Raw genomic sequence first — 23,876 nt, 5'->3', positions numbered from 1 at the left:
CGCGCTGAGATCCAGCCCTTATGCCGTGTGAAGCAGGACAGCACAAAACTGTTCTGTGGGAGTCCTGATAAACCTTGTAAGCCAGAGACCAGCACTGGCCACCTACTTGATTAACCGAAGCCCGCCTTGTGCGGGCTTCTTCATGTCTGAAGGCAGCCAGGCTGGCTGACGCGGTTACACCAGTTTGATGGTGACGTCGATATTGCCGCGAGTCGCCTTGGAATACGGACAAGTCTGGTGAGCCGCGTCCACCAGCGCACGGGCCAGCTCCGGGTCGAGTCCCGGCAGGCTGACATTCAGGCGCGCCTGGAGGAAAAAGGCATTTTCGCTCTTGCCCAGATCGATTTCAGTCGCGACGGCAACGTCAGTCGGCAACGTCACTTTCAAGGCAACGGCTGCCTTGCCCATGGCGCCAATGAAGCAGGCCGACCAACCGGCACCCAGCAGTTGTTCGGGGTTGGTACCGCTCCCGGAAGAGCCGGGCGGGGAAAGCTTGATGTCCAGGCGTCCATCGTCGCTGTGCGACTCGCCTTGACGGCCGCCAGTGGTGACGGTCTTGCCGGTATACAGCACGGTATCGATTTGATTGATCATGTGCGCTCCTGAGAAATTTTTCGGCGATTCGGTCAGCTGAACCGCGACGAGCGCACTTTTTCATTTTTATGTACTTGGCATATGTCCTGACCGGACGGTTGTGTATCGCTGTGTAAATTCGGCGCTGGTAAATACACATCGATACAAACGTGCTGTTTTTGCCAGGCGACACAGTCCACTGATCAATCAGGGCGCTGCGGCTTTTCGAGCTTATTCAGGGACGGCCTGACAACGGGTCTGTAAACTACCCACCATCCCCGTTTTCACCTCAAGCAAGAGATCCCCATGGCAAACCAAGACATCTCCTTTCTCCCTGATCCCGATGCGGACTCCATTTCCTCTGACGTCGCCGGTTTCGGTGGGCTGCTGGTCAGCACGCAGATTCCGACCCGCGCAGACGGTAGCCTGGAACTGGGCGGCATCGTCGAGCAGAGTGAATGCACCCTGCAGGCGCTAAAGGTTGCACTGGAGCGCGCGGGCAGTTCGATGGACCGGGTTCTGCACCTGACCATCTACCTCACCGACATGGCTGACCGCGCCGCTTTCAACGAGGTCTACAAGCGCTTCTTCGCCAAACCGTGGCCGGTGCGCGCCGCCGTCGGTGTGGCGTCGCTGGCGGTGGAAGGCATGCGCGTTGAAGTGACTGCGATGGCGGCCAAGGCTTAAAAGCCGCTCGCAAGGGCAGATCAAAAGATCGCAGCCTGCGCGTTTCCCTGTAGGAGCTGCCGCAGGCTGCGATCTTTTGATCTTATCTGGCTGGCAAACAAGCCATCGGGCAGCCTGCGGGTGCCGGTCAAGCGTTTCGCCGCTACAATGCGCACCTTGACCGTGACAAGCCAGACTAAAAAAACATGTCCCTACCCAAGCATCACCTTGAATTGCTCAGCCCCGCCCGCGACGTAGCCATCGCCCGCGAGGCCATCCTGCATGGCGCTGACGCCGTGTACATCGGTGGCCCGAGCTTCGGCGCGCGCCACAACGCCAGCAATGAGGTGAGCGACATCGCCCAACTGGTGGAATTCGCCCGTCGCTACCATGCCCGCGTGTTCACCACCATCAACACCATCCTGCACGACAACGAGCTGGAGCCGGCCCGCAAGCTGATCCATCAACTGTACGATGCCGGCGTCGATGCGCTGATCGTCCAGGACCTCGGCGTGATGGAACTGGACATCCCGCCGATCGAGCTGCACGCCAGCACCCAGACCGACATCCGTACCTTGGCGCGGGCGAAGTTCCTCGATCAGGCCGGTTTCTCGCAACTGGTACTGGCCCGCGAGCTGAACCTGCAAGAGATCCGCGCCATTGCCGACGAGACCGATGCGGCGATCGAGTTCTTCATCCACGGCGCACTGTGCGTGGCGTTTTCCGGACAGTGCAACATTTCCCACGCGCAGACCGGCCGCAGCGCCAACCGTGGCGACTGCTCCCAGGCCTGCCGTTTGCCGTACACCCTCAAGGACGAGAAGGGTGGCGTGATCGCTTACGAAAAGCACCTGCTGTCGATGAAGGACAACAACCAGAGCGCCAACATTCGCGCACTGGTCGAGGCGGGCGTGCGCTCGTTCAAGATCGAAGGGCGCTACAAGGACATGGGCTATGTGAAAAACATCACCGCCTATTACCGCCAGCGCCTGGACGACGTCCTCGAAGATCGCCCGGACCTGGCTCGCGCCTCCAGCGGCCGCACCGCGCACTTCTTCATGCCTGACCCGGAAAAAACCTTCCACCGCGGCAGCACCGATTACTTCGTCACTGACCGCAAGATTGATATCGGCGCTTTTGACTCGCCGACCTTCACCGGTTTGCCAGTGGGCGTGGTCGAGAAAGTCGCCAAGCGTGACATGCAGGTCGTGACCCACGAACCGCTGTCCAACGGCGACGGCCTCAACGTGCTGGTCAAGCGTGAAGTGGTGGGTTTCCGCGCCAACATCGCCGAACCCAAAGGCGAGTTCGAGGAGGACGGCGAGAAACGCTATCGCTATCGCGTCGAGCCCAACGAGATGCCGGAAGGCATGTACAAGCTGCGTCCCAACCATCCGTTGAATCGCAACCTCGATCACAACTGGCAACAGGCGTTGCAAAAGACGTCTTCCGAGCGCCGTATTGCCCTGAATTGGGTCGCTCGCTTGCGTGAAGAACAGCTGGAATTGATCGCTACCAGCGAAGAGGGCATCAGTGCCAGCGTCACGCTGGACGGCCCGTTTGGTGCAGCCAACAAGCCGGAACAGGCGCTGGAGCAATTGCACGATCTGCTTGGCCAGCTGGGCACTACCCAGTACCACGCTGTCGACATCAAGCTGGACGCGCCGCAGGCGTACTTCATTCCGAACTCGCAGCTCAAAGCCTTGCGCCGTGAAGTGATTGAAGCCTTGACCGAGGCGCGGGTCGCCGCCCATCCGCGCGGCAGCCGTAAAGCCGAGACCACGCCGCCGCCGGTGTACCCGGAGTCGCACCTGTCGTTCCTGGCCAACGTCTACAACCAGAAGGCTCGCGATTTCTACCATCGCCATGGCGTCAAATTGATTGATGCGGCCTACGAGGCTCACGAAGAATCAGGCGAAGTGCCGGTGATGATCACCAAGCATTGCCTGCGTTTCTCCTTCAACCTGTGCCCGAAACAGGCCAAAGGCGTGACTGGCGTGCGCACCAAGGTTGCACCGATGCAGTTGATTCACGGCGATGAAGTGTTGACGCTGAAGTTCGATTGCAAGCCCTGCGAGATGCACATCATCGGCAAAATGAAAGGGCATATTCTCCACTCGCCGCAACCGGGCAGCGTGCAGGAGGTCGTCGGCCACATCAGCCCCGAAGACCTGCTCAAAACCATTCATCGCGCGCCTCACTGAGTACCGGGCAAGCGCGACGTCATGGCGTCACGCTTGCCCAGGCACTTCAGCGGATCGAGCGGAGAATAGTCGCCAGGCAGATTGTGCTGAATGTTGATTAATGGTAAGTGGCTGTTTTAGAACAAATTAATTTTTCATTGGGGCTTCCAATACCCGATAAAAGTTGTTAAATTTCCGCCCACTCTTGCAACGGCTCAAACGGGCTCTAGCAGATACAGGGGCGTCGCCAAGCGGTAAGGCAGCAGGTTTTGATCCTGCCATGCGTTGGTTCGAATCCAGCCGCCCCTGCCATATTCGATGCTCATCCTGACTTGGTCGGCAGCTGTCGCGAGTTGAGGATGAACGTAATACCAAAAACGCCAACCGGTCTCCGGTTGGCGTTTTTTGTGTCTGCCAGTTTTTCCTGGGAGAGGGGCATGGCTGGCCCGTGTATCTGAACGTATCCCTCGTGGCAAAAACTACCTGCGCATACAAAAGCATGGGCATGACGACACGTAGGCGATACACGATGACCGTCTAATGAGGTTGCCGCACAACGGCACCCCGCGCTTTTTTACCCTGCGCTCATTGGAGAATTGCGATGTCCCGAAACAATAAAAGTAAAGTCGCTGGCCTGCTCGGCATCGCCCTCGCCACGGCATTCACGGCCTTCGCCGGCCTTTCACAAGCCCAGGAAACGAAGCCTGCCGACGCTGGGCAAGCACCGGCGAAAAGCTGGCAGACAGGGCTCAAGCGTACCGACCTGGTACGTCGCGACCTCGACGTTGAAGGGCGTGAAGTCATTCAGGTTCGCGTTGATTTCGATGCGGGCGTGGTGTCGCCAAAACACTCCCATCCGGGCGTCGAAGTCGCCTACGTGATTGACGGCACCTTCGAATATCAACTTGAAGGGCAGCCGCCGGTAACGCTCAAGGCCGGGGATTCGTTGTACATCCCGGCTGGTACTGCGCATGTGGCGAAGAATATTGGTCAAGGCAAAGGCTCGGAACTCGCGACCTATATCGTGAAGAAAGACACGCCGTTGGTGGTGCTGGAAAAGTAAGTGCCCGCTCGCCCGCCTGCACCCATTGGTTCAGGCGGGCTTTTTGCGTTGAAGAACCCATGCAATGCAGCAGGCGACGACGATCAGTCCCAGCGCGACCCTGAAAGTCGTGCGCATTCCTATCGCAATCGCCTCCGGGTGCGCGGTGCTGATGTCGACTGCGGCCGAGGTCAGGACGAACACTGCGCCCATTGCGGATGCGCCTGTGATCAACCCGAGATTTCGCGACAGGCCGAGCATCCCGGCAATCAGGCCCCGTTGATCCGGTTGAACATCGGCCATGACAGCGGCGTTGTTGGCGGTCTGGAACACGGCATAGCCCAGGGTGATGACCACCATGGGCGCGAGGTAGCCGCCGACGCCCAGCGTTTCCGGCAGCATTGATAGCGTGAAGCAACCGAAAACGAGGGCGACGAGCCCGGCGATCGTCATGCGCTGCGTGCCGAAGCGGTCGGCCAAACGCCCGGCGGGTACGCTAGTCAACGCGGCGACCAGCGGACCGACCGACAGCACCAGGCCAAGCGAAACGGCTTCCAAACCAAGCGCCTGCGACAGATAGAACGGCCCGACCACCAGCGTTGCCATCATCACCGTGGTCACCAACAGGTTCATCGCCAGGCTGCAACTGAGCCGCACATCGCGGAACATGGCCGTTCGAATCAGCGGTGCAGCCACTCGCGTTTCAACCCTTACAAATAGGCCAATGCCCAGGCCAGCGGCCAACAACAAGCTGATGTTCAGCGCACCGAAATGGCCGCGCCCGAGCGTCATGGCCAGCGCATAAGCGGCGAGTGTCAGGGTCAGCACCAGTGTGCCCAGCGGATCGAAACCGGCGGTTTTCAGTTTCTGATGATCGGCAGGCAGGTAACGATGGGCGAGGTACAACGTCAGCAGGCCCAAGGGGATGTTGATCAGGAATATCGCCTGCCAACCGAATCCGGCAATCAGCAGGCCACCGAACGACGGTCCCATCGCGGTGCCGATGGCCGACATCGTGCCGAGCAGGCCCATGGCACTGGCGGTCTTTTCCCTTGGCACCGTTTCGCCGACGAATGCCATGGTCAGTGCCATCATGATCGCCGCGCCAAGGCCTTGCAGCGCCCGGGCGCCAATCAGCATCCCGAGGTTGGGCGCAAGGCCACACAGGGCTGAAGCCAGCGTAAACAATCCAATGCCAATCAATAGAAGTCGGCGACGGCCCGTCAGGTCGCCGAGGCGGCCAACGCTGACGATCAGTGTGGTGATGGCCAGCAAGTAAGCCAGGACGATCCATTGCACCTGCGCAAAGGAAGCGTCGAGCGCCAGCGCCAGCGTCGGCAAGCCCACATTGGCGATGCTGGTACCGAGCGATGAGAGCAGCATCGACAGCGACAGGCTGGTCAGCGCCCATCGCACCGACCTCGTCCGCTGCGGACTCTCTACGACTGCTGTTGTGGACGTCATGGCATCGCTCTTTTCTGGCCGCTCCGGATTGGAGCTATCAGAAAATTACACTCACGCCTAACATGGCGGAAGACGCACCGGTTGCACTAAATACGTGTGTTAAACGCCATGTCATATCGTCGCGGGGCACTGCATGTCGAATCCCGATTTCAACTTGTTGATCACCCTTGATGTGTTGCTGGCTGAAGGCACTGTGGCGGGTGCTGCAAAACGCTTGGGCTTGAGCCCTTCGGCAATGAGCCGGGCGTTGGCGCGGTTGCGTGAGACCACCGGCGATCCGTTGCTGGTCCGGGCCGGGCGCGGTCTGGTGCCGACGCCGCGAGCACTTGAACTGCGCGACCGGGTCCGCCAACTGACGCAGGATGTCGAGGCTGTGCTGCGCCCGGCCGAGCAGCCTGACCTCATGCAAGTGGTGCGCACTTTCACGCTGCGTACCCGTGAGGGCTTCGTCGAAAATTTTGGCTCGAGCCTGATCGCTCGCGTTGTTTCTGAGGCCCCGGGCGTGCGGCTGCGTTTCATCCATAAGCCGGACAAGGACAGCGCAGGGTTGCGTGACGGGACGGTCGATCTGGAAACCGGCGTAGTGGGCAAAGCCGCCAGCCCTGAGTTGCATACGCAAGGTCTGTTTCGTGACCGTTTGATTGGCGTGGTGCGCCCGGGGCATCCGTTGAGTCTTGGCGACGTCACGCCTGCGCGCTATGCGGCGGGGCTTCACATCAGTGTGTCGCGCCGGGGGCTGGACAAGGGGGGGATTGATGAAGCATTGCAAGGGCTGGCGCTTGAGCGGCAGATCGTAACCGTCGTGTCCGGATTCTCGACCGCGCTGTCACTTGCACGAACGAGCGATCTGATTGCCACGGTGCCCGAGCGGCATACCACCAACCTGCGATCCGGCATGCACAGCTTTGTACTGCCGCTGTCACTGCCGGAATTTACCGTGGCGATGATCTGGCATCCCCGACTGAATGCCGATCCAGTGCACCGATGGTTGCGAGGTTGCCTGAGGGATGTTTGCGCTACTTCTTAACATCAAACCGGTTATTCCGTTTCTGTCGTTCGACATGAAGGCAATAGCTCTATCGTAGATTCCACGTCTCAGAAGTACTGATTCCGGCGTGTGCCAGCGGCGAGTTCAGTCGCCAGCAAATGCTCGGCCAATACGTCATTGAGAAAGCGGAACTGATCGTTGAGCCCGATCACTTCGTTGTTGAAGTGATTGCCGGCTGCCGGAATCAGCAGGTCTTCGAATTTTTCGTCAAATACCAGGGTCAACACTTTACGAGACTCGTATGACTGCGAGTAATAGTTGGTGCCGAATTCCGGGAAGCTCACGGAAAGGGTGACGGACTGGATCATGACGTGCGCTCCTCGGACAGGACGAACCAGGCAAATGCGCTCAACGTGAAGGCCGTCAGGGCCAGGCAGGTCAGGAGATGGATTAGCATGATTAGACCCTCCGTTTCAGGGTTTGGTGTTGGGTTGAAAGTGATCCTACGCTGACGGTTGTGGGGAGGAAGGCATTCGTGACGATGGTGAATATCGATGGGAGTGATGGCTGGTTTGATGGTGTCTTCCAGGGCCTCATCGCGGGCAAGCCCGCTCCCACAGGGACCGATTTGACTGCGAAACTTGTGGGAGCGGGCTTGCCCGCGATGAGGCCTTGAGCAACACCAGGAAATGCTGCCACCTATACTCAAATCAGGGCATTTTCGAACCCGGACATTCCGCCCGGAACCGAATTCAGGAAACCGCGATCTTGAACCTGCGTTCGCTGATCGTCGTCGTGCTGGTGGTGTTGGCGGGATGCGCCACGTCCCCGCGTGCCCCTGTGGAAGTGCCGCAAGTGATGATTGCCCCGAGCACCTGGCAGCAAGTCGACCGGGAAATTATCGATGCGTCGCAATCGGCCACCGATCAGACCAAAATCTACGCGCGCGGGGCCATGGATTACTGGCGCACGCGGGTCTATCAGTTGACCGAAGAGAATTTCATTCCCTGGTTCAGCAGTTACTGGACCCAGGAGTGGCTGTCGATGAAGGTCAGTTGGTATTCCATCAGTAGTAACAAAGACGAGCAAGATGCTTCGGCAAAGCGACTGGCCGCTTATTTGCTGGAGAAATATCAGGAGAAAGTGCTGGCTCCGGCGGCGCTGGAGGTTGATCCGGATGCGATCCTCAGTCTGGCGGCGGCGTTCTATGTGGACATTCTCAAGGAAGACTTGCAGAAGATTTCCCAGCGTCATGGCGTGCCAATGGCTCAGCTCAATGGCCGCATCCAGAAAGTCCCGGCGATTGCCCTTGGGCCGCCAGCTGCCAGGAATGCCTCGCTTTACCAAGTGGTACACACCGAGCAATTGACCGCGTTGCCGGCGTACGCCGCGTTGGTCGACAAGGTCCATAAGGCGGGTGGCGACAAGGGCGTTGGCTCGACGGACACCGCCATGGCGCCGGTGGCCAAGCGCGCCAGTCAACGGATGGAAGCCGAGATGGCCCCGCGCGGGGCGGCCAGTGCGGTGGCGGCGGTTGCGGGAAAACTGGCCGGTGCGTTGATTTCAGTCGGCGTGGCGGGGGTTCGGGCGATCATTCAGGCCAACGACCGGCCGGACAGCGAAGCGCTGATCCGCAGCAGCCTGGGCAACACGTTCGACAAGGCCTGGACGAAGCTGGTGCAGAACCCGACCACCGGTGTGATGGCGGGCACCTTGTACATGGCGGCGCAGATAGAGGGGAGCCTGGCGCAGAGTGCCGTGCCGTCGGTCGGTTCGGATGGAGGGTCTGTCGATTGGAGCCCGACCCAGTCGACTAATCAGCAGATCAGCCCATGACCCAAGGAGAACCCTCATGTCTTATGTTGATGGCTTTGTCATTGCTGTGCCCACCGCCAACCGCGAAAAATTCAAGAAGCACGCCGAGGAGGCCGCCGCCATTTTCATAGAAAACGGCGCGCTCAGCCTCGCCGAGTGCTGGGGTGACGACGTGCCTGACGGCAAGGTGACCTCATTTCCCATGGCGGTGAAACTCAAGGAGGACGAAACCGTGGTGTTTTCCTGGATCGTCTGGCCGGACAAGTCCACCCGTGACGCCGGAATGGCGAAACTGATGACCGACCCGAGGGTACAACCCGACGTCAACCCAATGCCTTTCGATGGTCAGCGGATGATATTCGGCGGTTTTGAAATGATCGTGAAGGCTTGAACTGATATCGCAGGGTCATTCCGCCGCCGGGGTGATCCTGCAACTCTTGCGATTGCGGATTTCGAGGTCGGTCGGCCGCTCCCGAATGAACTCGAAACGCGGCTCGCCTTCGCTGTAATGCACCAGCCAGCCCCATTCCAGCTCGAACTCATCCTGACCGGGTTTGGGCGGCGCGGCCCACCATGGTTCCTTGCTGAGGATTTGTCGCATGGTCCCCTCCGGTTGATTCGCTTGCTTCAACTATAACGCCATACCTTGTGGCGAGGGAGCTTGCTCCCGCTTGAGTGCGCAGCGCTCACAAAATGGTCGGGGCCGCTGCGCAGCCCAGCGGGAGCAAGCTCCCTCGCCACGGGTTAGTGGTGTGATGATTTCCATCGGGCGATTCGGGCGATGCCGATGGCTGAGTGGGTTCAGGATCCGACGTGTGAGAGTGGCTTTGCCCTGTACCCCACCCGCAATATCCCAAGGCAGCCGTATTTGTGGCGAGGGAGCTTGCTCCCGCTTGAGTGCGCAGCGCTCACAAAATGGTCGGGGCCGCTGCGCAGCCCAGCGGGAGCAAGCTCCCTCGCCACAGGTTCAAGCGATTTCTTTGTACACTCATGCGATATCCCGCTGAGGTGTCATGCATGAATGACGAATCCCGCGAACCGTTCAAACGGCTGTTCTTCGCGCTGGACTGCCCACCTGCACAACGCAAGGTCATCGCCCATTGGCGTAGCGCCTTGCAATTGCGCAGCGGTCGCCCGGTGCCGGTTGAGAATTTTCATCTGACCTTGAAGTTTTTGGGCTCTGTTGGGATCGCGCAGATCGCGGACATCTGCACGGCGGCCGCGTCGGTGCGCACGCCGGGTGAGCGCCTGACCGTGGCGCTTGATCGGCTGGATGTCTGGCGCAGGGCAGGGGTCCTGGTGCTGGCGCCCGAGCAGGCATCACCAGCATTGTTGCGGCTGGTGTATGACCTGGAACAGGCGTTATTGCCGCTTGGTCTGGAGGATGCGCCACGGGAATTTCGTCCGCACCTGACCTTGGCGCGTGACTATCGGGCACCGGTTCCCGAGTCCGCTACGCCCCCCGAATTTATCCTGCGCGCCGATCGCTTCACCCTGTTCGAATCGCACAAGGGTCGCTATCGCGCGTTGGCCGAGTGGCCGTTGGGCGGCGCTTGATCGCGAACAAAAAAAAGGCGCCCGAGGGCGCCAAACTTCACCTTAACCGAGGAGCCAGGTGAGCGATGCAGCGGTGGTAAGGCGCTGCATGAATGGAAATCGGTGGATCTGATTTGTATGTTGGATGTAATGGCCCCATCGCCAGCAAGCCGGCTCCTACAGGAGATGTATACGGTCACTGACCATTGTAGGAGCCGGCTTGCTGGCGATAGCGCCTTGCGCTTCAGCGATTATTTACCGAGTTTCACCTTGGTCCAGCCACGGGTCATGATCCGCTGCACGGCTATCGGCTGGTCAGGAATGGCATACAACGTGGCCATCACCGCTTCGGGCGGGTACGAGCCCGGTTCGTTGCGAATCGCTTCATCCACCAACGGCGTAGCCGCCGCGTTGGCGTTGCTGTAGCCGATGTTGTTGGTGATCTCGGCGATGATGTCCGGGCGCATCAGGAAGTTCATGAACAGGTAAGCGTTCTCGACGTTGGCGGCATCGCGCGGGATCGCGACCATGTCGTAGAAACTGCCGGCGCCTTCTTTCGGGATGCTGTAGTCGATCTTCACCTTGTCCCCGGCTTCCTGGGCGCGGGCCTTGGCCTGCAGCACGTCGCCGGAATAACCGACGGCCACGCAGATGTTGCCGTTGGCCAGGTCGGAGATGTACTTCGACGAATGGAAGTACGCCACCGACGGGCGAATCTTCATGAACAGCGCCTCGGCTTCGGCGATGTGCGCCTTGTCCTGATCGTTCACCGGGTAGCCCAGGTAGTGCAGGGCAGCAGGGATCATTTCGGTCGGCGAATCGAGGAAACTGATGCCGCAGGCTTTGAGTTTTTCCGCGTTTTCCGGCTTGAACAGCAAGTCCCAGGAGTTGGTCGGCGCGTTGGCCCCGAGCACTTCCTTGACCTTTTCCGGGTTGAAGCCGATGCCGATCGAACCCCACATGTACGGGAACGCGTGGCCGTTATCCGGGTCGCTGGCGGAGGCGTTTTTCAGCAGCACCGGATTGAGATTCTTCCAGTTCGGCAGCTTGGATTTGTCCAGCTCCTGATAGACGCCAGCCTTGATCTGCTTGGCCAGGAAACTGTTGGACGGCACGACGAGGTCGTAGCCGGATTTGCCTGCCAGCAGGCGTGCTTCAAGGGTTTCATTACTGTCGAACACATCGTAGGTCACTTGGATCCCGGTCTCGTCTTCGAACTTCTTGACGGTGTCCGGGGCAATGTAATCCGACCAATTATAGACGCGCAGAACCTTGTCATTGGCCTGGGCGCCAGAGGCGATCGCGCCCAATAAGGACAGTGTCAGCAGAGTCCTGCCAAACATTTTCATCGGTACAACTCCATTTTTCTTATTCAGAACACAAAACCTGTGGCGAGCGAGCTTGCTCGCGCTTGAGTGCGCAGCGCTCTCAAGATTTTTGGGGCCGCTTCGCAGCCCAGCGGGAGCAAGCTCACTCGCCACAATGGGATTGCCATTACCTCAGGCGGTGGCTCCAGCCATTTGCTTCTTCGGTTGTTGCCACGACTCGCTCGCCGTCTGTTCCATCGCTTCCTGGATCGCGCGTTTACGGCTGGCTTCGGCGCGGCGGCTGAAGTACCAGACCATGAAAGTCACGATCGACACGGCCAACAAAATCAGACTGGCCACAGCGTTGATCTCCGGCTTCACGCCCAGACGCACCGCCGAGAACACTTCCATCGGCAGAGTCGTGGAACCCGGACCGGAGACGAAGCTCGCCAGCACCAGGTCATCCAGCGACAGGGCAAACGACATCATGCCGCCGGCCGCCAGTGATGGCGCAATCATCGGAATGGTGATCAGGAAAAATACCTTGAACGGCTTGGCCCCGAGGTCCATGGCCGCTTCTTCGATGGACAGGTCCAGCTCGCGAAGGCGGGCGGAGACTACCACTGCCACGTAGGCGGCACAAAACGTGGTGTGGGCGATCCAGATCGTGACAATGCCACGTTCCATCGGCCAGCCGATCAACTGCGCCATGGCCACGAACAGCAGCAACAGCGACAGACCGGTAATCACCTCAGGCATTACCAGCGGCGCGGTGACCAGTCCGCCGAACAGCGTGCGGCCCTTGAAGCGCGTAACGCGAGTCAACACGAATGCCGCCAGCGTCCCCAGTGCTACCGCGGCAATCGCGGTGTAGCAGGCGATTTCCAGCGAGCGCACCACCGAGCCCATCAACTGTGTGTTGTCGAGCAGGCCGGCGTACCACTTGAACGACCAGCCACCCCACACCGTCACCAGTTTCGAGGCGTTGAACGAGTAGATCACCAGAATCAGCATCGGCAGGTAGATGAACGACAGGCCGAGCACCAGCATCAATTTTGAAAAACCGAAACGCTTCATCCCCGTGCCTCCATCTCTTTGGCCTGACTGCGGTTGAACAGCAGAATCGGCACAATCAGGATCAACAGCATCACTACCGCCAGGGCGGACGCCACCGGCCAGTCGCGGTTATTGAAGAACTCTTGCCACAGCACGCGGCCAATCATCAGGGTCTCGGGACCGCCCAGCAGTTCCGGGATCACGAACTCACCCACCACAGGAATGAACACCAGCATGCAGCCGGCAATGATGCCGTTCTTGGCCAGCGGTACGGTGATTTTCCAGAAGCTGTTGAAGGTGCTTGAGCCGAGGTCCGACGCCGCTTCCAGCAAGCTCTGATCGTGCTTCACCAGGTTGGCGTAGAGCGGCAGGATCATGAATGGCAGGTAAGCGTAAACGACCCCGATATACACGGCGGTGTTGGTGTTGAGGATCTCGATCGGGTGCGAAGTCAGGCCGGTCCACATCAGGAACCCGTTGAGCAAACCGTTGTTGCTGAGGATGCCCATCCACGCGTAGACGCGGATCAGGATCGCGGTCCAGGTCGGCATCATGATCAACAGCATCAAGACGTTTTGCGCTTCCTTGCTCGCCTTGGTGATCGCGTAGGCCATCGGGAAACCGATCACCAGGCACGCCAGCGTGCTGAACAGCGCGACCTTCAACGAACCGAGATAAGCCGAGAGGTACAACTCGTCTTCACCCAGCAAGGTGTAGTTGCCGATGTTGAGCATCAACTCGAATTTCTGCTCGGTGTAGGTATAGATCTCCGAGTAGGGCGGAATCGCCAGTGCGGCTTCCGAGAAGCTGATCTTCATCACCAGGAAGAACGGCAACATGAAGAACAGGCACAGCCATACGAACGGAATGCCGATGACCAGTTTTCGCCCACTGGGCACCAGGCGCAGGAATTGCTGATTGAAGGTTCTCATGCGCGCAGTACCACGCCGCTGTCATCTTCCCACCACACGTAGACCTGATCGTCCCAGGTCGGACGTGCACCACGGCGTTCGGCGTTGGCCATGAACGACTGCACCACCTTGCCGCCAGGCAGCTCGACGTAGAACACCGAGTGGCCGCCGAGGTAGGCGATGTCGTGCACCTTGCCGCTGGACCAGTTGTAGCGGGCGTCGGGCTTGGTGGTGCTGACCAGCAGTTTTTCCGGGCGGATGGCGTAGGTGATCGACTTGTCCTGCACCGAAGTGCTGACGCCGTGACCGACGTAGATCTTCTGTTCCAGGTCTGGACTGTGGATGATCGCGTGACCTTCCAGGTCTTCTACCACGGTGCCGTCGAAGGCGTTCACGTTGCCGATGAATTCGCAGACCATGCGGCTGACCGGCGCTTCATAGATGTCGACCGGGCTGCCGATCTGGGCAATCCAGCCCAGGTGCATGATCGCGATGCGCTGGGCCATGGTCATGGCCTCTTCCTGGTCGTGGGTCACCATCACGCAGGTCACGCCGACGCGCTCGATGATTTCCACCAGCTCCAGTTGCATCTGCGAACGCAGCTTCTTATCCAGCGCGCCCATCGGTTCGTCGAGCAACAACAGCTTCGGACGTTTGGCCAGGGAGCGGGCCAACGCCACGCGCTGACGCTGACCGCCGGACAACTGATGGGGTTTGCGCTTGGCGTATTGGGTCATGTGCACCAGGCGCAGCATTTCTTCTACGCGGGCGTCGATTTCTGCGGCGGGCAAACGGTCCTGCTTGAGGCCGAAGGCGATGTTCTGCGCCACCGTCATGTGCGGGAACAGCGCGTAAGACTGGAACATCATGTTGATCGGACGTTCGTACGGCGGCATGTCGGTGATGTCGACACCGTCGAGTAGAATCCGCCCTTCGGTCGGGCGCTCGAAGCCGGCGAGCATGCGCAGCAGCGTCGATTTACCGGAACCGGAACCACCGAGCAGGGCGAAGATTTCGCCCTGATGGATTTCCAGGGACACATCGTCCACGGCGGTGGTTTCGTCGAACTTCTTGGTGACGCGATCGACTTTCACCAACACCTTTTTCGGTGCCTGGTGACCTTCAAGAGCCTTCCTGTAAATGCTGGAGGCGTTTGCCATGTGAAACTCCCAACAGGTTTCAGTCGTCGGGCCAACGCGGCCTGACTTAATAGTTGATTGCAAACCCTGCCGGGTGCGGTCCCCTGTAGGAGCTGGCTTGCCAGCGATGAGGCCCTGACAGTCGATATCATTGTTGACTGACAGACCGCCATCGCTGGCAAGCCAGCTCCTACAGATCCGCGCACCCGTTCGGGTTAATTCGGCGCTGCCATCCTGGCTGCCTGGTAGTGCTTGTTGTTATTGCAGTGTGTTGTTGTCGTGAGTCACGGATGCACAGAAGCGCACCCGCCAGACACACGGGGGCAGTAATTTGATTAATCGGGTTTTAAGTCAGCGCGAGTTACGCAGCGCCGCCCGTTGCCGGCACGCTTCGCCGAACGCCTGGAAAATCTTCAAGTAGGGCGGGTTGTCCAGAACCTGCCATTCCGGGTGCCATTGCACGCCGAGGGCGAAGGCCTTGCTGTTTTCCACCGAGACCGCCTCGATCAAGCCATCGGGCGCGACGGCTTCGGCGCGCAGGCCGGGAGCGAGTCGGTCGATGCCTTGGCTGTGAATCGAGTTCACCTGGAATTCCGAAGGCAGATCCAGCGCTTCGAACACACCGCCCACCTGCACACTGACGTCATGCGCCGGTGCGTACTGCACCGCCAGGTCGGGATGGTTGGCTTCGCGATGATCGAGGAAGCCGGGGAGTTCATGGACCTTCTGATGCAGGCTGCCACCGAACGCCACGTTCATCTCCTGAAAGCCCCGGCAGATGCCGAGCACCGGAACGCCCGCCGCAATGGCCGCGCGAATCAGGGGAAGGGTGGTGGCGTCCCGCGCCGGATCGTGATCCGTGCCGGGGGCGCTGGCCGGGCCTTGATAGTGGAAGGGTTCCACGTTCGACGGCGAGCCGGTCAGCAACAGACCATCGAGCTGCGGCAGCAGGTCTTCGATTTCGGTCAGTTCAGCCAGGGAAGGAATGACGACAGGCAGCCCCAGCGCCGCAACGCTGACAGCACGCAAGTACTTGTCGCCGCTGACGTGGTAGGGGTGCAGGCCAATCTGTTTGACGCATGCAGTAACGCCGATCAATGGCTTGAATGCCATTTTTATCACCTCGAAGTTTCACACTTGAACGAGCTTTTCCGGAGCTTAGCCTTGTTGATTTTAATTAACAACTCTCATGTAAAAAATTCTAAACGCCGCACGTCTGAAGCTGAGGATTTACATGTGTTCCAAGGATGATTTGGCACTCTTGTGCCGCTCAGAGGCCCGAAAATAAACGTTGAAAGGCCAAGTGTTCGCTATTGACTTCACTTTGCCTTTCGGATTGACTGGCTGCGTGAAAGGGCGGTGAACATAATAATTAACAGTAGAAAATAGGTGCATCATGTCGGTCCCTCTGCGTACCGTTCAACTCAACGAAGCAAACGCATTCCTTAAGAAATATCCTGAGGTTTTGTACGTCGACCTTCTGATTGCGGATATGAACGGTGTGGTGCGCGGTAAGCGCATCGAACGCACCAGTCTTCATAAGGTTTACGAGAAAGGCATCAACCTGCCGGCGTCGCTGTTCGCTCTGGACATCAATGGCTCCACGGTGGAAAGCACCGGCCTGGGCCTCGACATCGGCGACTCCGATCGAATCTGCTACCCAATCCCTGGCACCCTGAGCATCGAGCCATGGCAGAAGCGCCCAACCGCGCAACTGTTGATGACCATGCACGAACTGGAAGGCCAACCGTTCTTCGCCGACCCGCGTGAAGTGCTGGCCAACGTCGTGCGCAAGTTCGATGAAATGGGCCTGACCATCTGTGCCGCGTTCGAACTGGAGTTCTACCTGATTGACCAGGACAACGTGAACGGTCGTCCGCAGTCGCCACGTTCGCCAGTATCGGGCAAGCGTCCGATGTCGACCCAGGTCTACCTGATCGACGATCTCGACGAATACGTCGATTGCCTGCAAGACATCCTCGAAGGCGCGAAAGAGCAGGGCATTCCGGCTGACGCCATCGTCAAGGAAAGCGCCCCGGCGCAATTCGAAGTCAACCTGCATCACGTGGCTGACCCTATAAAGGCTTGCGACTACGCGGTCTTGCTCAAGCGTCTGGTGAAGAACATCGCCTACGACCACGAGATGGACACCACCTTCATGGCCAAGCCGTATCCAGGCCAGGCGGGCAACGGTCTGCACGTACACATTTCGATTCTGGATAAAGAAGGCAACAACATCTTTGCCAGCGAGGATCCCGAGCAGAACGCCGCGCTGCGACACGCGATCGGCGGTGTGCTCGAGACCCTGCCGGCGCAGATGGCGTTCCTCTGCCCGAACGTGAACTCGTACCGCCGTTTCGGTGCACAGTTCTACGTGCCGAACTCGCCGAGCTGGGGCATCGACAACCGTACCGTTGCGGTCCGCGTACCCACCGGTTCGCCGGATGCAGTGCGTATCGAACACCGTGTGGCTGGCGCCGATGCCAACCCGTATCTGCTGATGGCTTCGGTTTTGGCCGGTGTGCATCACGGTCTGACCAACAAGATCGAACCGGGCGCCCCAGTGGAAGGCAACAGCTACGAGCAAAACGAGCAGAGCCTGCCGAACAACCTGCGCGACGCACTGCGCGAGCTGGACGACAGCGAAGTCATGGCCAAATACATCGACCCGATGTACATCGACGTGTTCGTGGCGTGCAAGGAGAGCGAGTTGGCCGAGTTCGAGAACTCCATTTCGGACCTTGAGTACAACTGGTACTTGCACACCGTTTGACGGCGTTGGCGGCGTACACAAAACCTGTGTACACCGCCAACCCTGTAGGAGCTGCCGAAGGCTGCGATCTTTTGATCTTGATTGAAAAAAAGCAAAGTCAAAAGATCGCAGCCTTCGGCAGCTCCTACAGGGACCGTATTTCAAATTTTTGATTTTGACGGGCCTCAGTCCCGCGATCACCTTTATCCCTGCGTCGAGTCACAACCATGACAATTACTCGCAGCGACTGGGAGCAACGCTTCCAGTCCCTGACCATCGAAAGCCGCGCCTTCATCGACGGCCAATATTGCGCAGCCGCCAGCGGCGCCACGTTCGAATGCATCAGCCCGGTGGACGGTCGCTTTCTGGCGAACGTGGCCAGCACCGACGAAGCCGACGCGAACGCCGCAGTCGCCGTCGCACGCCGCACCTTTGAATCCGGCGTCTGGTCCAACCTGGCCCCGGCCGAGCGCAAGCGCATCCTGATCCGTTTCGCCGATCTGATCCTGGCCAACCGGGAAGAACTGGCGTTGCTCGAAACCCTCGACATGGGCAAGCCGATCAGCGACGCCATGAGCATCGACATCCCGGCAGCCGCCAACGCGATCCGCTGGACCGCCGAAGCCATCGACAAGATCTACGACGAAGTCGCCGCCACGCCACACGATCAACTGGGTCTGGTGACGCGCGAAGCGGCTGGCGTTGTTGCCGCCATTGTGCCGTGGAACTTCCCGCTGATCATGGCCAGCTGGAAATTCGCCCCGGCCCTGGCAATGGGCAACTCTTTCATCCTCAAACCTTCGGAAAAGTCGCCGCTGACCGCGATCCGTATCGCGCAACTGGCGCTGGATGCGGGCATCCCCAAAGGCGTGTTCAACGTCCTGCCGGGCTACGGCCACACCGTTGGCAAGGCATTGGCGTTGCACATGGACGTTGACGTGTTGGCCTTCACCGGCTCCACAGCGATTGCCAAGCAGCTGATGATCTACGCCGGGCAAAGCAACATGAAACGCGTTTGGGCTGAAGCCGGTGGCAAGAGCGCCAACGTGGTGTTCGCCGACGCACCGGACTTGCGCGCCGCAGCGCAGGCCGCCGCTGGCGCCATCGCGTTCAACCAGGGCGAGGTCTGCACCGCAGGTTCGCGTTTGCTGGTGGAGCGTTCGATTCGCGAGCAGTTCATACCGCTGTTGGTGGAAGCGCTGCAAGCCTGGAAACCAGGGCATGCCCTTGATCCTTCGACATCGGTCGGCGCAGTCGTCGATCAGCGTCAACTGGACAACGTGCTGCGCTACATCGGCATCGGCAAAGAGCAGGGCGCCCAACTGATCGCGGGCGGCAGCCGCACCCTGGAAGACACCGGTGGCCAGTACGTGGAACCGACGATTTTCGACGGTGTGACCAACGCCATGACCATCGCCCAGGAAGAAATCTTCGGCCCGGTGCTGTCGGTCATCACGTTCGACACGGCGGAAGAGGCTCTGGCGATTGCCAACGACAGCATTTACGGCCTGGCCGCCGGTGTGTGGACCAGCAACCTGAGCAAGGCCCACACCTTCGCCCGTGGCCTGCGCGCCGGCAGTGTCTGGGTCAACCAGTACGACGGCGGCGACATGACCGCGCCGTTCGGCGGGTTCAAGCAGTCCGGTAACGGACGGGACAAATCGCTGCACGCGTTCGACAAGTACACCGAGCTCAAAGCGACCTGGATCAAGCTTTAATAACAATAAAGCGGCGGTCGCCGGCTCTGTCGGCGGCCATCGGAGAAGTCTATGAAACAAGCACATGTAAACAGCTACTACGCCGCCACCCGCAACTTCACCGGCGATTTCCCGGTGCTGGAAGGGGCGGTTGATTGCGACGTCTGCGTGATCGGCGCCGGCTACACCGGCCTGTCCTCGGCGTTGTTCCTCGCTGAAGCCGGCTACAGCGTCACCGTGCTGGAAGCCGCCAAAGTCGGCTTCGGTGCCAGCGGTCGCAACGGCGGCCAACTGGTCAACTCCTACAGCCGCGACGTCGATGTCATCGAAGAGCGCTACGGCGACAAGACCGCCGAAGTCCTCGGCAGCATGATCTTCGAAGGCGCCGACATCATTCGTCAGCGCATACAGCACTACGACATTCAGTGCGATTACCGTCCCGGTGGCATCTTCGCGGCGATGAACAAGAAGCAGCTCAAAGGCCTGGCCGAGCAGAAGAAGAGCTGGGAACGCTACGGCAACAAGAACCTGACACTGCTCGGCGAAGCCGACATCAAGCGCGAAGTCGGTTCCGATGCCTACGTCGGCGGTCTGCTGGACATGCAGGGCGGCCACATTCACCCGCTGAACCTGGCTCTTGGCGAGGCTTCGGCAATCATCGGCCTGGGCGGCAAAATCTACGAACAATCGGCTGCGGTGGAAATCACCTACGGCGAGCCCATCACCGTGCGCACCGCCAAAGGCCTGGTGAAAGCCAAGTACCTGCTCATCGCCGGCAACGCCTACCTGCCGCAGGGGCTCGACAACCGCGTGACCAGCAAGAGCATGCCGTGTGGTTCGCAGATCGTCGTCACCGAGCCGTTGTCGGAAAAACAGGCCCGCAGCCTGATCAAAAACAACTACTGCGTTGAAGACTGCAACTACCTGCTCGACTACTACCGCCTGACGGCTGATAACCGCTTGCTCTACGGCGGTGGCGTGGTCTACGGCGCCCGTGAACCGGACGACATCGAGCAACTGATCCGCCCGAAAATCCTCAAGACCTTCCCGCAGTTGAAGGACGTGAAAATCGACTACCGCTGGACCGGCAACTTCCTGCTGACCATGTCGCGCATGCCGCAATTCGGCCGTATCGAGAAAAACGCTTACTACATGCAGGGCTACAGCGGCCACGGCGTCACCTGTTCGCACCTGGCCGGCAAGTTGATCTCGGAAATGATCCGTGGCGACGCCGAGCGTTTCGACGCGTTTGCCTCGCTGCCGCACATGCCGATGATCGGTGGCCGTACGTTCTCGGCGCCGTTGACCGCCCTCGGCGCCGTGTACTACTCGCTGCGCGATCGTTTCGGCATCTAAGCATTACCTCACCGGCGGCTACCTCATCAGGTGCCGCCGGTTTTTACCTGAAACACCACATTCCCCTGTAGGAGCTGCCGCAGGCTGCGATCTTTTGATCTTGATCTTAAAAACAAAATCAAAAGATCGCAGCCTTCGGCAGCTCCTACAGCTACACCACCAAACGTGATTTAATAGCCGCCTTTCACGTTTCCGGGACCGGAAAAACGGCGTAATTCGCGCCTGCTCCTCACCCCTTACGTTCCAAGCACATAAGGCTGTCATGGACACGGGCTCACGACTCAAATTAGTACGCGAAAGCTACAAACTGTCCCAGCGCGAGCTGGCCCGGCGTAGCGGCGTCACCAATGCCACCATCTCCCTGATCGAACAGAATCGCGTCAGTCCTTCCGTCAGCTCATTGAAAAAGCTGCTCGAAGGCATTCCCATGTCCCTGGCGGACTTCTTCACTTTCGATCAACCGCCACGCGAGCACCAATACGTCTTCCGCGCCAACGAACAACCCGACCTCGGCCGCCACGGCCTGCGCCTGCTGCTGATCGGCGCGTCTGTACCGAGTCGGCAAATGCGTCTGCTGCGTGAACAGTACGCGCCAGGTGCAAGTTCCGGGGAAGAGCCGATTGTGCATTCCGAAGGCGAGGAGTGCGGGCTGGTGACGCGGGGTACGGTTGAGTTGACGGTGGATGGTCAGATCAGTGTGCTCAATGCCGGGGACGGGTATTACTTTCCGACCACCTTGCCGCATCGGTTTCGCAATATCGGTCAGGATGAGGCGGAAATCATTAGTGCGAACACGCCGGCGAACTTCTGATTTTTCAGGCGCGCTACTTTTGATGCCGACCAACGTATGAAAACGTGTCGCCATTTTAAATGACTGGGCCTTCGAGAATAATGTGGCGAGCTACCATGTAGACTGCCACATTATTTTAGTTGTGAAGTTTCCAGCACTAAAATACGTCTGAGCCAACGGTCTATAAGGGACGTTTATACAAGAAGTTAAAATCTAAGCAATGATTCACGGTATTTGTCCAGGTTGCAGAATTTGTTTCCACGTCCAAAACCACCCTCCACCATCTGGGCCATCAAAATCAACCGCGATACCTACCTGGTAAGGATCGTACCAATAATTGATTACGCGCATTGATACCTCGTAATTGTGCCAAGCTCCATCTTGCCACATCGCATCAGGGGAATTAACTTGACTAATATATGGGCCTCGTTTTGTCGCGATATTAATATTTGCCCGAAACTTGTGTGGATAACCAGGTGGTCCGCTCATTATATATCTGGTTGATCTAAATACTAGGTAGTCACCATCTAGTTTGTATTGGAATTCTACGGTTGCGGTGAATCTGTTTGCTCCTCCATCTATCCCTCCGGTTGCAGTAATATGTCCATTTTTTGCATCACTCCAAAATTTTTTTGAAAGGATGGCGTCATAGGGTTCAATGTAACAACCATCTTTCTCAAGATTAATTGTTATGTCGTCGGCTTCTGGTTTTTCCACGGTATCACCTGTCTGGACGGAATTTTTTAAATGCCAGTCAGAGAATAAGCAGTGGTATTTGTTATAGGAGCTGTCATAAATGACAGTTTTATATACTGTTTATTTATATAAAAGTTTATTTTAGGATCAAAGTTATCACAGATCTGATTCGTACTTTGCTTGATGGATAGACGAAGTTTAAAGTTTAATTCCGATGCCCATTCAGGCGTCGTTTGTTTTACTTCGCCTTCCAGTGCCCCCCACCCGATTCGCAATCAATCCTCGCCTGATCAATATACTCTGCACCGTAGTAATAGGTCGTGACCTGAGCATTGTCGGGAATATTCAGCGACTGGCTGTTCTTGTCCTTGCTGGTGGAATGAGGATTGGCCAGCGATTCCTGGGTCAGTGTGGCGATGCACGTGGCCTGATAATGATCGGCGCAGTGTTCGACTTTCTTCTTGGTGCTGGTCAGCATGTCTTTGCTTTCGTTGCTGCATGACCAGTCGATGGAGTTGACTGGCATGCCTTCGTACTCGTAGCAACTGTGGGATTCAACGACGGGAACGGAAGGGCTTTGCGAGCGGGTCAGTACATCGCAGCCTTCGGCGAAGGCAAGGGCAGGACAGAGGCAGGCGATTAGAAGCAGCAGTCGACTGTTCATCGGGGTTTCCTCTCCAAGGGCGCCAAGACTCGGCGCTGACAGAGATTCGAGGCCTCAATGAAGCGCGCGGTTCCATCCAGTTATGGTCGGTGGCGAGGGCGCTTGCTCCCGCTGGGGCGCGAAAGAGGGACTGCTACGCAGTCCAGCGGGAGCAAGCTCCCTCGCCACACGTTTTCGTTGTATTGAGATTTTTATGTAACCAGCGACCTTATTGTCGGGCCTGCGCTGGATCCGGGTTATGCGTGATGTGCTTCGGTCCCGCCAAAGCCCACAAAATCAGGCCAATCAGCGGCACAAACACGATCACCACCATCCACACCCCTTTGGTGCTCGCTTTCCCTTCGCTCTTGCGCAACCGGTTAATGGCCCACAACTCGATCAGCAGAAGAACGGCTGCCAGTACGATCCACGTTGTTTCGATCTGCATTGAGTCACCTCCTGATAGTCTTTCAGTTAGGTGGGCAGGTAGATACAGGGTTCATTTAATTTGCAGTTTTCGAAAGCGGCGAAGGATGATCCGGTGAACGAACTGTCTGCATCGCGTCTAAATTTCAGGGAATATTCCCGTCACGAAGGAACGACTCATGATCAGGTCTCGATCGTTGATTGCAGCAGTTACATGTGTGGCATTGGTTTGTGGCTCAGTGACTGCACTGGCCGACCCTGGTAAAGGTCAGGGTAACGGCAAGGCGGAGCACGGTAACCAGGGCAGCCACGGCAACAAGAGCAAGGATTCCGGGGATTGGAGCCATGGCCCAAGCATCAATCGCGGCAGCGTTTTGGGGGTTATTGGCGAAAACCGTGACTACTGGAACCCGGGTCCGGCCTTGCCTCCGGGCATTCAAAAGAACCTCGCTCGGGGCAAACCACTGCCACCCGGGATTGCCAAGAAACTGGACGGTCGGTTGATTGGCAGGTTGCCGCATTACGACGGCTATGAATGGCAGCAAGTCGGCACGGACTTGATTTTGATCGCGCTGGCCAGCGGGCTCATTTACGAAATTCTCGATGGCGCGTTTGACTAGGGGGCACTTGATCCGTCTGTCGACGAACTTGAACTGTCGGGGCGTTATCGCGTCAAAAAGATTGCGATATCAACCCCCTACGGAAGCAATCATGCTTTTAAAAAACAAGAGTCTCGTAGCCGTTATGTCCTGCGCCCTGATGCTGGCCGCAGCCCCATTACTGCCGAATGATCTGTCTGTCATCAACTCCGCTTTCGCCAAAGAAGGTGGTGGTGG

General features: G+C 58.4%; 24 protein-coding genes and 1 tRNA gene. 13 read left to right on the top strand and 12 right to left on the bottom strand.

Features of this window, described 5'->3' with window-relative positions:
* Positions 1–174 precede the first annotated feature (174 nt).
* On the bottom strand, positions 175–594 hold the full coding sequence (locus tag KGB21_RS21190) for an organic hydroperoxide resistance protein (RefSeq protein WP_034150608.1): 420 nt from the start codon (positions 592–594) through the stop codon (positions 175–177).
* A 285-nt stretch (positions 595–879) separates the two neighbouring features.
* Between KGB21_RS21190 and KGB21_RS21185 the strand changes: the two genes are divergently transcribed.
* The 4 genes from KGB21_RS21185 to KGB21_RS21170 all read left to right on the top strand — a co-directional run bounded on the left by KGB21_RS21185 (position 880) and on the right by KGB21_RS21170 (position 4,485).
* Positions 880–1,260, top strand: coding sequence for a RidA family protein (locus KGB21_RS21185; protein ID WP_034150609.1), 381 nt, complete (start codon positions 880–882; stop codon positions 1,258–1,260).
* A 185-nt stretch (positions 1,261–1,445) separates the two neighbouring features.
* Positions 1,446–3,443: a peptidase U32 family protein gene (locus KGB21_RS21180; protein WP_223506601.1), complete on the top strand. Its 1,998-nt coding sequence runs from the start codon at positions 1,446–1,448 to the stop codon at positions 3,441–3,443.
* A gap of 216 nt (positions 3,444–3,659) precedes the next feature.
* Positions 3,660–3,734, top strand: a tRNA-Gln gene (locus KGB21_RS21175).
* Positions 3,735–4,023: 289 nt separating this feature from the next.
* A complete protein-coding gene (locus tag KGB21_RS21170) occupies positions 4,024–4,485 on the top strand; it encodes a cupin domain-containing protein (protein ID WP_034150611.1) in 462 nt (153 codons plus the stop codon).
* Positions 4,486–4,515: 30 nt separating this feature from the next.
* On the opposite strand, the gene KGB21_RS21165 is transcribed toward KGB21_RS21170, so the two are convergent.
* Complete coding sequence (locus KGB21_RS21165; protein ID WP_223506600.1) at positions 4,516–5,928, bottom strand: MFS transporter; 1,413 nt, start codon at positions 5,926–5,928, stop codon at positions 4,516–4,518.
* A 133-nt stretch (positions 5,929–6,061) separates the two neighbouring features.
* On the opposite strand from KGB21_RS21165, the gene KGB21_RS21160 reads away from it, so the two are divergent.
* Positions 6,062–6,955: a LysR family transcriptional regulator gene (locus tag KGB21_RS21160; protein WP_223506599.1), complete on the top strand. Its 894-nt coding sequence runs from the start codon at positions 6,062–6,064 to the stop codon at positions 6,953–6,955.
* A gap of 68 nt (positions 6,956–7,023) precedes the next feature.
* On the opposite strand, the gene KGB21_RS21155 is transcribed toward KGB21_RS21160, so the two are convergent.
* Positions 7,024–7,284: a hypothetical protein gene (locus KGB21_RS21155; protein ID WP_034150614.1), complete on the bottom strand. Its 261-nt coding sequence runs from the start codon at positions 7,282–7,284 to the stop codon at positions 7,024–7,026.
* 400 nt (positions 7,285–7,684) lie between these two features.
* Between KGB21_RS21155 and KGB21_RS21150 the strand changes: the two genes are divergently transcribed.
* Together KGB21_RS21150 and KGB21_RS21145 are read left to right on the top strand one after the other, a co-directional pair.
* Positions 7,685–8,752, top strand: coding sequence for a hypothetical protein (locus KGB21_RS21150; RefSeq protein ID WP_223506598.1), 1,068 nt, complete (start codon positions 7,685–7,687; stop codon positions 8,750–8,752).
* A 16-nt stretch (positions 8,753–8,768) separates the two neighbouring features.
* Positions 8,769–9,122: a DUF1428 domain-containing protein gene (locus KGB21_RS21145; RefSeq protein WP_223506597.1), complete on the top strand. Its 354-nt coding sequence runs from the start codon at positions 8,769–8,771 to the stop codon at positions 9,120–9,122.
* Between the two features lie 15 nt (positions 9,123–9,137).
* Here KGB21_RS21145 and KGB21_RS21140 read toward each other — a convergent pair whose 3' ends face one another.
* Complete coding sequence (locus KGB21_RS21140; RefSeq protein ID WP_223506596.1) at positions 9,138–9,332, bottom strand: hypothetical protein; 195 nt, start codon at positions 9,330–9,332, stop codon at positions 9,138–9,140.
* A gap of 416 nt (positions 9,333–9,748) precedes the next feature.
* Here KGB21_RS21140 and thpR point away from each other — a divergent pair, with 416 nt between their 5' ends.
* Positions 9,749–10,288, top strand: a complete 540-nt coding sequence (thpR, locus tag KGB21_RS21135; RefSeq protein ID WP_223506595.1) for an RNA 2',3'-cyclic phosphodiesterase — start codon at positions 9,749–9,751, stop codon at positions 10,286–10,288.
* 230 nt (positions 10,289–10,518) lie between these two features.
* Here the strand turns inward: thpR and KGB21_RS21130 are convergent, their stop codons facing one another.
* The 5 genes from KGB21_RS21130 to KGB21_RS21110 form a co-directional block, all read right to left on the bottom strand.
* Positions 10,519–11,616, bottom strand: a complete 1,098-nt coding sequence (locus tag KGB21_RS21130) for a polyamine ABC transporter substrate-binding protein (protein WP_034148933.1) — start codon at positions 11,614–11,616, stop codon at positions 10,519–10,521.
* Between the two features lie 150 nt (positions 11,617–11,766).
* Complete coding sequence (locus KGB21_RS21125; RefSeq protein WP_223506594.1) at positions 11,767–12,651, bottom strand: ABC transporter permease subunit; 885 nt, start codon at positions 12,649–12,651, stop codon at positions 11,767–11,769.
* Entirely contained in the window at positions 12,648–13,562 is a 915-nt protein-coding gene (locus tag KGB21_RS21120; RefSeq protein ID WP_223506593.1) for an ABC transporter permease subunit, read from the bottom strand. The genes KGB21_RS21125 and KGB21_RS21120 overlap by 4 nt, the downstream gene beginning before the upstream one ends.
* A complete protein-coding gene (potA, locus tag KGB21_RS21115; RefSeq protein WP_034148930.1) occupies positions 13,559–14,701 on the bottom strand; it encodes a polyamine ABC transporter ATP-binding protein in 1,143 nt (380 codons plus the stop codon). The genes KGB21_RS21120 and potA overlap by 4 nt, the downstream gene beginning before the upstream one ends.
* Before the next feature lie 330 nt (positions 14,702–15,031).
* The gene (locus KGB21_RS21110) at positions 15,032–15,793 is read right to left on the bottom strand and encodes a gamma-glutamyl-gamma-aminobutyrate hydrolase family protein (protein ID WP_034148929.1); all 762 of its coding nucleotides are present in this window, start codon (positions 15,791–15,793) and stop codon (positions 15,032–15,034) included.
* A 283-nt stretch (positions 15,794–16,076) separates the two neighbouring features.
* Here KGB21_RS21110 and KGB21_RS21105 point away from each other — a divergent pair, with 283 nt between their 5' ends.
* From KGB21_RS21105 to KGB21_RS21090, 4 genes are all read left to right on the top strand, one after another.
* Positions 16,077–17,453 (top strand): glutamine synthetase family protein, encoded by a 1,377-nt coding sequence (locus KGB21_RS21105; protein ID WP_034148928.1) that lies wholly within the window; start codon positions 16,077–16,079, stop codon positions 17,451–17,453.
* 206 nt (positions 17,454–17,659) lie between these two features.
* Positions 17,660–19,150, top strand: a complete 1,491-nt coding sequence (locus KGB21_RS21100) for an aldehyde dehydrogenase (protein WP_223506592.1) — start codon at positions 17,660–17,662, stop codon at positions 19,148–19,150.
* 51 nt (positions 19,151–19,201) lie between these two features.
* On the top strand, positions 19,202–20,485 hold the full coding sequence (locus KGB21_RS21095; RefSeq protein ID WP_223506591.1) for an NAD(P)/FAD-dependent oxidoreductase: 1,284 nt from the start codon (positions 19,202–19,204) through the stop codon (positions 20,483–20,485).
* 262 nt (positions 20,486–20,747) lie between these two features.
* Complete coding sequence (locus tag KGB21_RS21090) at positions 20,748–21,296, top strand: cupin domain-containing protein (RefSeq protein ID WP_028623608.1); 549 nt, start codon at positions 20,748–20,750, stop codon at positions 21,294–21,296.
* 204 nt (positions 21,297–21,500) lie between these two features.
* Here KGB21_RS21090 and KGB21_RS21085 read toward each other — a convergent pair whose 3' ends face one another.
* From KGB21_RS21085 to KGB21_RS21075, 3 genes are all read right to left on the bottom strand, one after another.
* Positions 21,501–21,992, bottom strand: coding sequence for a hypothetical protein (locus KGB21_RS21085; protein WP_223506590.1), 492 nt, complete (start codon positions 21,990–21,992; stop codon positions 21,501–21,503).
* A 217-nt stretch (positions 21,993–22,209) separates the two neighbouring features.
* Entirely contained in the window at positions 22,210–22,635 is a 426-nt protein-coding gene (locus KGB21_RS21080) for a hypothetical protein (RefSeq protein WP_223506589.1), read from the bottom strand.
* Between the two features lie 208 nt (positions 22,636–22,843).
* Positions 22,844–23,062 carry a PLD nuclease N-terminal domain-containing protein gene (locus KGB21_RS21075; RefSeq protein ID WP_034148924.1) on the bottom strand — a complete coding sequence of 73 codons (219 nt, stop codon included), beginning with the start codon at positions 23,060–23,062 and terminating at the stop codon, positions 22,844–22,846.
* Positions 23,063–23,219: 157 nt separating this feature from the next.
* Between KGB21_RS21075 and KGB21_RS21070 the strand changes: the two genes are divergently transcribed.
* Complete coding sequence (locus KGB21_RS21070; RefSeq protein WP_223506588.1) at positions 23,220–23,660, top strand: anti-virulence regulator CigR family protein; 441 nt, start codon at positions 23,220–23,222, stop codon at positions 23,658–23,660.
* Positions 23,661–23,876 lie beyond the last annotated feature (216 nt).

The sequence above is a fragment of the Pseudomonas sp. GL-RE-29 genome, assembly GCF_019947275.1.
Taxonomy (GTDB): Bacteria; Pseudomonadota; Gammaproteobacteria; order Pseudomonadales; family Pseudomonadaceae; genus Aquipseudomonas; species Aquipseudomonas fluorescens_A.
Note: the sequence above shows the minus strand (reverse complement) of the source record. Positions and strands in the feature narration are given on the sequence as shown.